General features: G+C 61.8%; 9 protein-coding genes. 5 read left to right on the top strand and 4 right to left on the bottom strand.

Annotated elements, in window-relative coordinates; translation table 11 throughout:
- Positions 1-9: 9 nt before the first annotated feature.
- The 3 genes from HCU66_RS11350 to tssB all read right to left on the bottom strand — a co-directional run bounded on the left by HCU66_RS11350 (position 10) and on the right by tssB (position 2,741).
- Positions 10-507 (bottom strand): Hcp family type VI secretion system effector, encoded by a 498-nt coding sequence (locus HCU66_RS11350; RefSeq protein WP_007906301.1) that lies wholly within the window; start codon positions 505-507, stop codon positions 10-12.
- A gap of 168 nt (positions 508-675) precedes the next feature.
- On the bottom strand, positions 676-2,163 hold the full coding sequence (gene tssC, locus HCU66_RS11345; RefSeq protein ID WP_007937706.1) for a type VI secretion system contractile sheath large subunit: 1,488 nt from the start codon (positions 2,161-2,163) through the stop codon (positions 676-678).
- Positions 2,164-2,192: 29 nt separating this feature from the next.
- Positions 2,193-2,741 carry a type VI secretion system contractile sheath small subunit gene (gene tssB / locus HCU66_RS11340; protein ID WP_026331704.1) on the bottom strand — a complete coding sequence of 183 codons (549 nt, stop codon included), beginning with the start codon at positions 2,739-2,741 and terminating at the stop codon, positions 2,193-2,195.
- A gap of 228 nt (positions 2,742-2,969) precedes the next feature.
- Between tssB and HCU66_RS11335 the strand changes: the two genes are divergently transcribed.
- From HCU66_RS11335 to tssA, 5 genes are all read left to right on the top strand, one after another.
- Positions 2,970-3,419 carry a type VI secretion protein gene (locus HCU66_RS11335; protein ID WP_205888575.1) on the top strand — a complete coding sequence of 150 codons (450 nt, stop codon included), beginning with the start codon at positions 2,970-2,972 and terminating at the stop codon, positions 3,417-3,419.
- 204 nt (positions 3,420-3,623) lie between these two features.
- A complete protein-coding gene (gene tssK / locus HCU66_RS11330; protein ID WP_205888574.1) occupies positions 3,624-4,955 on the top strand; it encodes a type VI secretion system baseplate subunit TssK in 1,332 nt (443 codons plus the stop codon).
- Between the two features lie 18 nt (positions 4,956-4,973).
- Positions 4,974-5,741, top strand: coding sequence for a DotU family type IV/VI secretion system protein (locus HCU66_RS11325; RefSeq protein ID WP_205888573.1), 768 nt, complete (start codon positions 4,974-4,976; stop codon positions 5,739-5,741).
- A complete protein-coding gene (locus HCU66_RS11320; protein WP_205888572.1) occupies positions 5,738-9,562 on the top strand; it encodes a type VI secretion system protein in 3,825 nt (1,274 codons plus the stop codon). The genes HCU66_RS11325 and HCU66_RS11320 overlap by 4 nt, the downstream gene beginning before the upstream one ends.
- Entirely contained in the window at positions 9,559-10,656 is a 1,098-nt protein-coding gene (gene tssA / locus HCU66_RS11315; protein ID WP_205888571.1) for a type VI secretion system protein TssA, read from the top strand. The genes HCU66_RS11320 and tssA overlap by 4 nt, the downstream gene beginning before the upstream one ends.
- On the opposite strand, the gene HCU66_RS11310 is transcribed toward tssA, so the two are convergent.
- A complete protein-coding gene (locus HCU66_RS11310) occupies positions 10,653-11,624 on the bottom strand; it encodes a 2-hydroxyacid dehydrogenase (RefSeq protein ID WP_205888570.1) in 972 nt (323 codons plus the stop codon). The two genes, tssA and HCU66_RS11310, sit on opposite strands and share 4 nt — an antisense overlap.
- Positions 11,625-11,862: the final 238 nt, after the last annotated feature.

The raw sequence follows: 11,862 nt of genomic DNA, 5'->3' as shown, positions 1-11,862 counted from the left end.
CGCGTCCGCTTACTTGACGAGCTTGTTGGCGGCCATGTCCCAGGTCGAGGCAGCCGTGCCTTCCTTGGTGCCGTCGTCTTTCTGGGCGGTGAGCTCCCATTTGATTTTGGTGAAGTTCAGGGAAAGGGTTTCCACCGGTTTGCCACCCGTACCGCCACTGACGCTGACGTTGGACAGCACCACGTTGGTCAGGGTGTAGATGATGAACGGCATCAGCTGACCGCTGCCTTCGGCGGCGTTGCGGCCGATGGTGATCTTGGCTTCGGGGATCGGTTTGCCGGCGCAGCAATATTCGTTGAGGGAGGGCGTCGAGCTGTCGACGAATTTGGTCAGGGTGAACTCGCCGATGTGCGGCTTGCCGGAGGTGCGTTCCGAGTTGCTGACGTCGTTGGTCACCTGCATCGCCACGTTGTGGCTGTAGGACATGACTTCGATCTTGTCCTTGTAACCCTCAAGCAAGCTATCGCCTTTGATGTCGCCGCCGAGGTCGAGAATGATTGCATCCATCGCATGAGACTCCTGAAGAAATTCAATTTAGACACGTAAACGGTTGCCGAGCCCTTAACCTGTGGCGAGGGGGCTTGCCCCCGTTGGGCTGCGCAGCAGACCTAAAAGCAAGGGCCGCTGCGCGCCCCAACGGGGGCAAGCCCCCTCGCCACAGAGGTTTCACCGACTTTAGGCGGCTACCGGTGGCGGCAGGGTCGCGACCAGGCGGATCGATGCGGTCAGCTCCTCGAGCTGGAAGTGCGGCCGCAGGAACACCGTGGCTTTGTAGGCTCCCGGCTTGCCGGCGACCTCGGTCACATCCACCCGGGCTTCACGCAACGGGTACTGCGCCTTGATCTCTTGCGGCGCGTTGTCGTTGATCAGCACGTAGTCGGCGATCCAGTTGTTGAGGTAGGTCTGCACGTTGTCGCGGGTCATGAAGCTGCCGACCTTGTCGCGCATGATCACCTTCAGGTAATGCGCGAAACGCGAGGCCGCGAGCACATACGGCAGCATCGCCGAGATCCGTGCATTGGCATTCGCTTCGTTGGTGTTGTAGAGCTTGGACTTGTTGGTGGTCTGGCCGCCGAAGAACACCGCCACGTCGCTGTTCTTCTTGTGGCACAGAGCGATGAAGCCGAGGTCGTTGAGCTCTTTCTCGCGGCGGTCGGTGATCGCCACTTCGGTCGGGCATTTGAGCGACAGGTCGCCGGAGGTGGTACGGAAGGTATGGGCCGGCAGGCCTTCCACCGCACCTCCGCCTTCGGCACCGCGAATTGCCGCGCACCAGCCGTATTTGGCGAACGCTTCGGTGATCCGTTGCGACAAGGCCCACGCGGCATTGCCCCAAAGGTATTTGCCGTGGTCACTGCCGTTGACGTCTTCGACGTAGTTGATGCCTTCCACCGGCGACGTGTCAGGGCCGTAGGGCAGACGCAGCAGGAAGTGCGGCAGCACCAGCGACACATAGCGCGAATCTTCGCTTTCGCGGAACGAACGCCACTTGATCAGCTCCTGGCTCTCGAACACTTTCGACAGATCTCGCGGCACCGCCAGTTCGGTGAAGCTGTTCATGTCGAACAGCCGTGGGCTGGCGGCGGCAATGAACGGCGCGTGAGCGGCCGCGGCGACGTTCGAGAGTTTCTCCAGCAGGCCGATGTCCTGCGGGTGCCGGCCGAAGGTGTAGTCACCCACCAGCAGGCTGAACGGGTGGCCGCCGAAGGTGCCGTATTCCTCTTCATAGATCTTTTTGAACAGCGCGCTCTGGTCGAACTCGACGGCTTTTTCCAGATCGTTCTGCAGCTCTTTCTGGGTCACGTTGAGCAACCGCAGTTTCAGCCGGGAGCTGGTCTCGGTGTTCTTTACCAACAAGTGCAGGCCGCGCCAGGAAGCTTCGAGTTTCTGCAAGTCCGGGTGGTGCAACACTTCGTTCAGTTGAGCGCTGATCAACTCGTCGATCTGGCTGATGCGATCGTTGATCATCGCCACGGTGTCCTTGTCGATGGCCATGCCTTCGTCGAGAACCTGGGTGGCGAATTCCGCGAGCATGTCGCGGGCGTAATCCTGTTGGCTGTCGTCATGGGCCATGCGGCCTTTGGCGATGATTTCGTCGAGCAGGGACAAGGTCTCGGTCGTACTGTCACTGGCTTGGCTTTGGGCGGCGGATGAGGCAGGCATGGCAAAATTCTCCCTGGATGGATGAACGATCAGGCTTGCGGTTCTGCCGGTGCTTCGCTGTCGCCAGCAGGAGCGGGAGCAGCGGTGTCCGGACGGGCCGACTTGATCTCTTGCAGTCCTTCGGTATTGGCGATGACGTCACGCAACAGCTTGTCCAGATCATCGTTGCCATCGAGCTTGGTCAGCAGATCGCGCAGACGTTGACGCGCTTCGAACAGGCGCCGCAGCGGCGTGACTTGCTCGACCACCTTGACCGGGTCGAAGTCATCGATGTGCTTGAAGTTGAGCTCGATGTTGAGTTTGCTGTCGTCGCCGCTGAGGGTGTTGTTGACCTGCAAGGTGGCGCGCGGGCCGATCGAGGCGAGGACTTCATTGAAGTTGTCGCGGTCGATTTCGGTGAAACGCCGTTCATTCAATTTCGGGAGTGGTTCGAGAGGCTTGCCGGAGAGGTCGGCAAGAATACCGACAACCAACGGCAATTCTTTCTTCTCGATCGCGTTGCCGATTTCGACGTCGTAGGTGATTTGCACCCGGGGTGGGCGAACCCTGTCTAGCTTGTGCTGAGTACTTTCTGCCATGGTGGCTGACTCCGATGCATGAGGCGGGTGCAATGCATCGGGAGGCCCGTTTCATCGCATTCCCTTACTGGACCGTAGGTTAGAAAGGGAGGGCAGAGGACCTGTCATTCCTTTGACGAACCTTCCGAATTCGTCGTGCCGACCGAACTATCCAAGACGCTAGAACAGGTCTATAAAAATGCAAACAAAAAGCATTTTTGGACCGTGTCGAGAAAAGGAAAATTCATTTTGTACGCACGTCTTTTTTCTTGGGTTCTGCTCTTGTCACTCGCCGGGTGTTCGTTGTTCGGGCCTCGTGTCGACCTCGATAGCCTGACGCTGGACGTCGCGCCCCGCGCCAACGACGACACCCCGATTGCGGTGGACTTCATTGCGGTGAACGACGCGGACCTGCTCAAGCAATTGTCGGGCATCACCGCCCGCCAGTGGTTCGCCGAACGCGAGCAGTTCCAACGCGACTACCGACAGCTGATGACGGTCTGGGGACTGGAGCTGGTGCCCGGTCAATTCATCGACAAACAACCCTTCCCGCTGGGGGGCACGCGGGCGGCTGGACTTTTAGTCTTCGCCAGCTATAACACTCCCGGAGCACACCGGTTGCGGCTGGACGATCAGAGCGACGCCTGGCTCAAGTTCGACAGTCGCGAGATGACGCTGGTCAGCGATCACCCGAACTGAACACAGGATTGTGGCGAGGGGGCTCCGTGGCGAGGGGGCTTGCCCCCGTTGGGTTGCGAAGCAGCCCCAAAATCGCTGATGCACCAACAATCTTGTGAGTGCTACGCACTCAAACGGGGGCAAGCCCCCTCGCCACGGAGCCCCCTCGCCACAGGATTGCTCCCACAAGGGCTGATGTTCAAGTCACAGGTCGAAAGGAGTCGTATGAGTCTGCTACCTGACGCGGTTTGCTGGCATGAGGGCATGCAGTTGCTGCCCCAGCATTTTCAGTTGCAGGGGCTGCGGGCCGAGGCGCTGGTGGCGCATTTTGCCCAGGCGTGTAATCCGTGGTTCTGGGGTGTGACCCGCGTCGAATTCGACCCCTCGGCGCTGAGCGCCGGGCGGGTGCGCCTGCTCAATTTGCAGGCGACATTGCCGGACGGTTTGCCGGTCAATCTGCAGGCCGGTGTCGGGGCGATGCTGGAGCTCGATGTCAGTGAAGCGATCGACGCCACGGACAATGCCACCGTCACCGTGTACCTGGCGGTCAGCCCGCTGTGGCGCGCCGGTCAGTTGCTGCCGCTCAAGGGGCGATTGCAATCGGTGGTTGGCGATGCGTTGCCGGACCTCACCAGTGGCGAGTACCCCGAATCGATCACGGTCTGGCGTCCGAATCCGCGTTTGTGCACGCAGCTGAACAAGGCGGATTCGGTCTGCCTGCCGCTGTTGAAGATTCGCAAGGAGGGCGGCGGTTTTCTTGCGTTGCCTTACACACCGCCGACACCGTGCCTGTTGCCCGAGTCGGTGGTGGGCCGGCGCGTGGCGGGGCTGTGTGCCAGGGCACGGGAGAAATGCATGTTCCTGGCCGGTCGTTTGCGCCAGGCGCAGCAGGCCGGCAATCAGGACGACGCGATGGAAATCCGTCGCCAGTTGACCGCGCTCTGGGCGCGGCTGCCGGAAGTCGAAGGCCTGCTGAACAGTCGAGTGGCCACGCCGCAGGCGCTGTATGGTTTGCTGCTTGGGCTGGCCGGCGCCTGGTCGGCGCTCGATCCATTGGCCGGGGTTCCGGCGTTCGCCCCGCTGGACTTTCTTGAGTTGCAGCGCGGCTATGAGGCGGTGCTCGACTGGCTGGAAAAGACTCTCGAACTGATCCGCGCCGGTTATCGCAGCCTGGCATTCGAGCGCAGCGAACAGTCCTTCTCGATTCAATTGCCCGACGATCAGCCCAGCCAGCGGCTGGTCATCGGTTTGCGCATGCCCAACGGTGCCAGCGAACAGGCCGCCAGCGAATGGCTGCGTGGGGCGATCATCGCCTCGCAGCCGCACGTCCCGTTGCTCAGCCGTCAGCGCATGAGTGGTTTGTCCCATGAGGCCATGAGTCGCAATGAGCAAGTGGCCTACGGCGTCGGCGATGACACGCGGTTGTTCGTGGTGACGGCCGAAGGCCAATGGTTCGACGGGCAGTTGCCGTTGCTGATTGCCGCACCGGCTTCCAGGTTGGCCAGCAGTCCATGGCAAGTGGTGTTGTTTGTGGCTCAGGCGAGTGAAAGTGCCTGATCAAGGAAGGAACGTCATATGTCTGAGGGGAATGCCGGGACGGGTACACGAGGCCTCCACGAAGCGCCGCTGAGCAGTGCTTTTCGCCAGGCCTGGCAGCAATGGTTCCAGGACTGGAGCCAGTTGCCCAAGGACAGCGAAGACGAAGCGCTGGTGGAAGCGGTGGTCGAGCTCTCCACGCAAATCTCCCAACGCCTTTGGCGAACCGCCTTCGCCAAGGTCGGTGACGCCGCCACCGAGCAGGTCAAAGCGCTGGTCTATGCCTTTGTCGCGCTGGTCGATGAAACCTTGCTGTTCACGCCATGGCCGGGCCAATCGGCCTGGCAGGAAAAGCCCCTGGAATCGCGGATGTACGCCAGCCGTCAGGCCGGTGAACGGATACCGCTGGCCATCAAGGAATTGCTGGACGAACAGCTACCCACCACGCGCGATCTGGCCAATGTCTATTTGCAGTGCCTGGTGCTGGGCTTTCAGGGGCGTCTGCGGGGCGAACAGAATCAGGCCCAGCATGAAAAATGGCGTCTGGCGCTGTTCACCTTTGCCTGGCAACACGAGGCAGATTATGCCGACGTCAGCGCCCGGCTCGAACAGCCTTCGGTCGTGCAACCGCTGCAATTGCCGGTGCGTCTGTCATTGCCCGATGGCTTTCGCCTGGGCCTGGGGATTCTCGCCATGGTCCTGCTGCTGACCGGGTTGGGGCAGTTGTTCTGGCGCGACATTCGTCAGGAGCTCGAACCGGTCTTGCAGCTGACCGATTCGGTGGCCGCCTCGGAGCAAGACATATGAGCACGCTGGGGATTATCGGCCTCATCATCGCGGTGCTGTTGGTGCTGGCGATTGTCGCCGTGGCGGTCTGGTGGTTGCGCACGCAAAGCGGGGCGGCGATCCGCAGTTTTTACCTGGCGGTGCGGCAGATGGAGCAGGAGCAGGGCACCCAGGACCGCTATCAGATTCCCTGGCTGCTGATGCTCGGCAACGAAACCCAGGGCACCCAGTTATGCACCCAGTGGCGCTTGCAGCCCACCGACAAACCGGCCTGGTTCGGTCGCTGGTGGTCGGACCCCGAAGGCGCGGTCTTGGTGGTGCCCCAGGCGCTGTTTTTGCCGGATGAAGGCATGCACCTGCAACGGGGCGGCTGGTGGCGCTTGCTGGGGTTGATCCTGCGCCTGCGCAGTCAACGCCCTTTGGACGGGGTGATCTGGACGGTGCCGGTCAATCGACTCAGCAACCTCGAGCAGGCGGCGACCCTCGGTGTGGCGGCCCGTCGCCGCTTCATCGATCTGTTGCAACGCTTTGGTTTGAGCCTGCCGGTGTACGTGGTCATTACCGGCATGGAAGAGTTGCCGGGCTTTCAGGAGTTGATCAGCGCGCTGCCGGTGGAGGCCCGCGAACGCACACTCGGCTGGTCCTCGCCCCATGGACCCGATGCAGTCTGGCAGGCGCAATGGAGTGACCAGGCGCTGGATCAGGTCAACCGGGCCCTGGTGGAATCGATCATCGAAGTCGGGGCCTTGTCCGGGCAGTTGAGCAGCGAGCTGTATGGCTTGCCGGAGCGTTTCGAAGCCTTGCGGCGTCATCTGCAGTCCTTGCTGGAACCGGTTTTCCAGGGCAATGCCCAAGGCGAGGCGCCGCGTTTTCGTGGGGTTTATTTCACCGCCAACCAACCCTCGGACGACAGCGCCGACGGGTTTTCGGCCTACGACACCGGGTTGCAACAGAGCGCCTTCGCCCGGCAGTTGTGGCAGCGGCGGGTGGTCGCCGAGCGCGGTCTGGCCCAAGTGGTGCCGCGCCTGTTGCGCCTGCGTCAGCGCTGGCAGCGCGTGACCGGTGGCGTGGCGCTGGTGGTCGCGGTGCTCTGGGGCGTCGGCATGCTCTGGGTGTGGCAGGACTCGGAAAAGGATGCCCATGAGTTATCGCGCCTGATGCAAGGGGCACAGAAAAATTACGCGGCGGTCACGGATGAATCCCATCGGCTGGAGGCGACCCGGCGCAACGTCCAGAGTTTCTGGCGGGTGCTGGAGAAGGCGCCGCGCTGGCGCTTCACCTCGGTGGTGTTTCCGACCTCCTGGGTCTCTTCGCTGGATGCGCAATTGGAAAGCGAGTTGCAACTGACCGCACGCAGCCATTTGTTGCTGCCGTTGCGCGACCTGTTGAGCGCGGACCTCGCGCAACTCAAGACCATTCGCAACACCGAGCGCCGGGGCAACGTCGAAAGCGAAGATCCGGCCCAATGGCAAAACTACGTCAAGGCCACGGATCTGGTGGAACGTGCGGTGAATCTGGAGCAGCAGAACCGGTGGTTCCATCAGGCGCTGAACAACACCAAGGCCCCGCTTGAGGACCTGGTGTTATTGAGCAACAACGCCTTGTCCCTGAACCTCAATGCCGGCACCTTGCACCGCGCCGGTTTTTACAACCGGGTACTGCTCGATGCCGACAACAGTGAGTTGAAACCCCTGGACCTGACCGTCGAGCGCGCGCAGATCGAGGAAAATTTCCTCGGGCTCATGGAGCGCTGGCTGGACCAGTATTTCCTCGCAGACAACTTCGTGCGTCAGGCCGGTTATCTGCGCTTGCACCTGGAGCGGCTGGAGGCCGGCAGCGGCAATTCCCTCTTCGAGCTGGAAGATTTGCGGGCGCTGATCGACGACCTGCAAGCACTGGTCGGCCTGACCAACTCAGCGTGGAGCCGGGGCAAGGGCCAGGATCTGGTGCCCGGTTACCGGGCGATGATGGACAAGGTGCGCCAAAGCACATTGCTCGGCCCACAGGTCGAACAGCAACTGGATCAGCAGGCGTCGACATTGCAGCAGAGCTTTCGTGATCAATGGATCGCCCAGGCCGGGGCCAGGGATAATTTGCTGATTCAGCAAGGCAGTGGGCAACTGGTCTTGCAGGAGCATGTGGTGCAGTTGAACAACGCGGTGCAGGCGTTGTTCAAACGTGATTTTGTCGCCATCGCCTTACAAGCGAATCAGGCCGACGTTCCGGATGGACAGGGGCGCGGCGTTGATGGCGACGACCTCGACAGTGCGCTGAACTATTTCGCCAGTTACAAAAGTTATGCCGCCGAAGAGCTGCCACGCATTCCCCCGGCGTATCGTGGCGCGTTGCTGCAAGCGGCCGAAGGCGCGGTGGTCAAGGCCATGTTGTCGAGCCTGCGCGAGCACAATGCTCAGGTCCACAGCGGCGTCTTCAATGTGCAGGCGCCCCAGGCGATTGCCTTGCAAAAAGCCTTTATCGAGGTGCGCCGCAGCGATCTGGCCACGCGTTTGCAAACGGCGTTGAACCGCCGTGCCCTGGCCGACATCATCAGTGGTCTCGATGAAGTCGTCGCCCAGCCGCTGTTCAGCGGGCGCACGGAAATCGGCCAGTGGGACGGCTCGAAAAACCTCGGCCTGCAACTGTATGGCGCCAACGATGTGCAGGATTTGAAGCTGAGCCTCAAGCAGCAGTTCAACACCATGCTGGGCATCACCGAGCGCCGCACCTCGGCGCTGGAATGGCTGAAAGTCCAGCAACAGAACCTCTCGGCGCTGGATTATGAACGCGTGACGCAGTTCAGCGCGCTCAACGACGAACTGCTCAAATACAAGGAGCAGAACCCCGCCAGTTCGCCGGCGCAGATCGAGCAGTTGGTGAGTCGCGACTTCATCGAAATGGACGTCACGTCCTGTGGCCAGATCCTGCAAACCGCCAACCTGTCCGGCGGGCGCGGGACATTGGCGTTGCGGGCGGTGGATCTGCAACAAACCGCCATGCAACGCTGCCTGTTCCTGCAGCAGCAACAGGCTGCAGCCGCCTGGAACGAGCTGGCCAACTATTTCAATCAATACCTGGCCGAGCGCTTTCCGTTTGCCAATGGCCTGCAGGCCAGTGACGCCGACCCGGCCCGGGTTCAGCATTTGCTGGAGCTGATCGACAAGCGCTTGCCGGTGGCGCAGGCCGGATTGCTGTTGAGCCAGACCCCGGAGCGCCTGGCCGCCGAGGACTTTCTCAATCGTCTGAAACAAGCCAGCACCTGGCTGGGCCCGATGTTCGTGCGCGACAAGAGCGGTGTGCTGGGGGTGGAAATGGACGTGCGCTGGCGCACCGATCGAGACGAGGAGCGCGGTGCCGATCAGGTGATTGCCTGGGGGTTGAATGCCGGTAATCAACAGATCAGCTACCCCGGCGAGGCTCAGCAGAATCTGCGCTGGATGGTCGGTCAACCGATCCGGCTGACCTTGCGTTGGGCCAGGAATGGCTATCAGCGTCCGGCCAACGATCCGCTACAGCCAAGCCTGGTGGTGCGGGATCTGGAGGCAGGCTGGGAATACAGCGGACCGTGGTCGCTGTTGCGCTTGATGCGTTCGCACATGTCGGTGCAGCGCCAGCCGAACATGGACTACACGGATTTTCCGTTGACCTTGCGCCTGCCCGTGACGACGCAGGCCAGCACCACCACCGCCGAGCAAACCCTGATGTTTGTACGCTTGTCGTTGATGACCCAGGGCTCGAAATTGCCGCTGTCCATTGCGCCCTTGCCGACCCGGGCCCCGCGTTCGCCGTTCATGGTGACGCGGTCGACCGCGGCCATCGACGCTCATGAGGAGGAGGGCCTGTGAATCAACCTTCAACGCCGTTGCCGGAACTGATTGCCCAACTGCTCGAACCGATCAGTGAGCAGGCACCTTGTGGTCAGGATTTGCGTTATGAACCTGAGTTCGACCGGTTGCGCGAACTGCGCCGAGAGGACGACACCAGTTTGCCCACCGGGGTGTGGCAGTCGTCGATCAAGCGCGCCCAGTGGCCGGAGCTGGAAAAACTGGCCACGAGCCTGTTGCTCGAACGCAGCAAGGATTTGATGCTCAGCGCCTGGCTGGGGGAGGCCTGGCTGCATCAGGACGGGCTCGAAGGATTGCCAGGCAGCCTGGCGCTGGTGGCCGGCTTATGTGAGCGCTATCCCGAGCACCTGCACCCGCAGGCTGAGGACGGCGACCCGTCATGGCGGGTGATACCGCTGGAATGGCTGGTACGACGCTACGCGCAAGTGCTGCTCACCCGAGTGCCGCTGTTCGGAGCGCATAACCACGAATTCGAGGGTTTCTGTCTGGACGCCTGGCGCCGCTTGCAGTTGCAACAGGTACAGGGCAGCGACAGTAAAGCGGCCAAGACCTCAGCCGAAAACGCGCGCAACGAACAGAAGAAGCTCACCGAACAGATCCGCGTCACACCGTTGTCATTCTGGTTGCACAGCCAGGGCAGCCTGTTGCTCAGCCAGCAGCACTTGCAACGCCTGGAAACCTGGAGTGATACCTGGCTCGGCAATCAGGCGCCAGGCTTCAAGGCGTTGCAGGATGTGATCGAAGCGTTGTTGACGTTGGTTCAGGAGTTCATCGCCATGCATCCACGTAAACCGACCCCGGCGCCGCCCGTCGAAATGCCTGTGGTGGCGGCATCGAGCCCGAGCCCGGTCGCCGCACCTGAAGTCCTTGCAGTACCCCAGGTGTTCAGCGAACCCGCGAATCGTGAAGAGGCGTACCGGCAATTGCTGCTGATCGCCGACTATCTGGCGCGCACCGAACCCCACAGCCCGGTGCCCTATCTGATCAAACGGGGCGTGGAGTGGGGCAACAAGCCCCTGAGCGAGCTGCTGGGAGAGCTGATCAGCGCCGATGCCGAATCCCGGCGGCTCTGGACGCTGCTGGGCGTTCTTTAGTGATTGTGCAGGGCCACGGACGACGGCGGCGGTAAAGCGATGGGGGTCAGTACCGGTCGTCCGGCAAAAAAGGCCGTCAGGTTTTTGCCGGCCAGCTCCACGGTGCCTTGGGTGGCCTCCGGGGACAATCCGGCGACATGGGGAGTCAGGATTACGTTACTCAGCGCCTTGAGGGCGTCGGGCACCTGTGGCTCGTGGTCGAAGACATCCAGCGCGGCGCCGGCGATCCGTCGTTGTTCCAGTGCGCTGATCAGGTCCGCCGTGACGATCACACTGGCCCGGGCAATATTGACGAGAAATCCGTTGGGGCCCAGTGCGTCGAGCACCTGCCGGTTGATCAGGTGTTGAGTGCCGAGCCCGCCGGGTGCGGCGACGATCAGAAAATCCGAATGGCGCGCCAGCTCGGTAGGCGTCGAGCAGAAGCTGTAGGGCACGTCGCTGCGATGCTGGCGGTTGTGATAGCTCACGCTCATGTCGAAGCCGTTGGCGGCACGTTTGGCGATAGCGATGCCGACGGCACCGAGGCCGAGGATGCCCAAGTGTTTCCCGGCCAGGGAAGGGCGCATGATTTTCGGCCACTCGCCCCGACGCACCGCGGCATCGGCCCGAGGGATATCGCGCACCAGTGCCAACAGCAGCGCCATGGCGTGATCGGCAACGGAAGAGGCATTGACGCCGGCCCCGTTGGTCACAGTGATCCCCCGGTTGGCGGCGGCTTGCAGGTCGACGTGTTCGTAGCCGGCACCGATCACGCAGATGATCTTGAGGTTGGGCAGGGCGGCGATTTCATCGGCGTACAGGCCCAATGGACCGCGCGTCAGCACCGCATCGATCTGACCGCCCTGTCGGGCGATGGCGGCGGCGCGCTCGGCCGGGGTTGGGGCCAGGATCAAATGAAACCCCTGATGTTCGAGAATCGGCAGGTATTCATTGATGGTTTCAACCAGTACCAGAACAGTTGCGGTCATGCTGGGCTCCTGTGGGCAGCGGAGTGTCGGGGCTCGAACGCCGCGTCAGATTGTTGACTCCAGAGCGGATTGGCAATGGCTAGCAATCATAGGCTATTGGTTGGCAAGCACCCGTGCAGGGGTTGGCGATACCGGCGAGCTTCTTAGATACAACACTAGATCAGCGCGCGGCGGATGGAGAGGATTTGTCCGCGATGAGATTGCTGTAGCAGCTGTCGAGCCTGCGAGGCTGCGTTCG

This window comes from Pseudomonas frederiksbergensis, assembly GCF_017114915.1.
Classification (GTDB): Bacteria; Pseudomonadota; Gammaproteobacteria; order Pseudomonadales; family Pseudomonadaceae; genus Aquipseudomonas; species Aquipseudomonas frederiksbergensis_I.
The sequence above is the reverse complement of the archived record's forward strand: the minus strand, read 5'-3'. Positions and strand labels throughout refer to the sequence as shown.

Excerpts from the sequence above, each read along its gene's own strand:
- HCU66_RS11350 (WP_007906301.1), bottom strand. The coding sequence starts at position 507 with ATGGATGCAATCATTCTCGACCTCGGCGGCGACATCAAAGGCGATAGC.
- tssC (WP_007937706.1), bottom strand. The coding sequence starts at position 2,163 with ATGCCTGCCTCATCCGCCGCCCAAAGCCAAGCCAGTGACAGTACGACC.
- tssB (WP_026331704.1), bottom strand. The coding sequence starts at position 2,741 with ATGGCAGAAAGTACTCAGCACAAGCTAGACAGGGTTCGCCCACCCCGG.
- tssK (WP_205888574.1), top strand. The coding sequence starts at position 3,624 with ATGAGTCTGCTACCTGACGCGGTTTGCTGGCATGAGGGCATGCAGTTG.
- HCU66_RS11325 (WP_205888573.1), top strand. The coding sequence starts at position 4,974 with ATGTCTGAGGGGAATGCCGGGACGGGTACACGAGGCCTCCACGAAGCG.
- HCU66_RS11320 (WP_205888572.1), top strand. The coding sequence starts at position 5,738 with ATGAGCACGCTGGGGATTATCGGCCTCATCATCGCGGTGCTGTTGGTG.
- HCU66_RS11310 (WP_205888570.1), bottom strand. The coding sequence starts at position 11,624 with ATGACCGCAACTGTTCTGGTACTGGTTGAAACCATCAATGAATACCTG.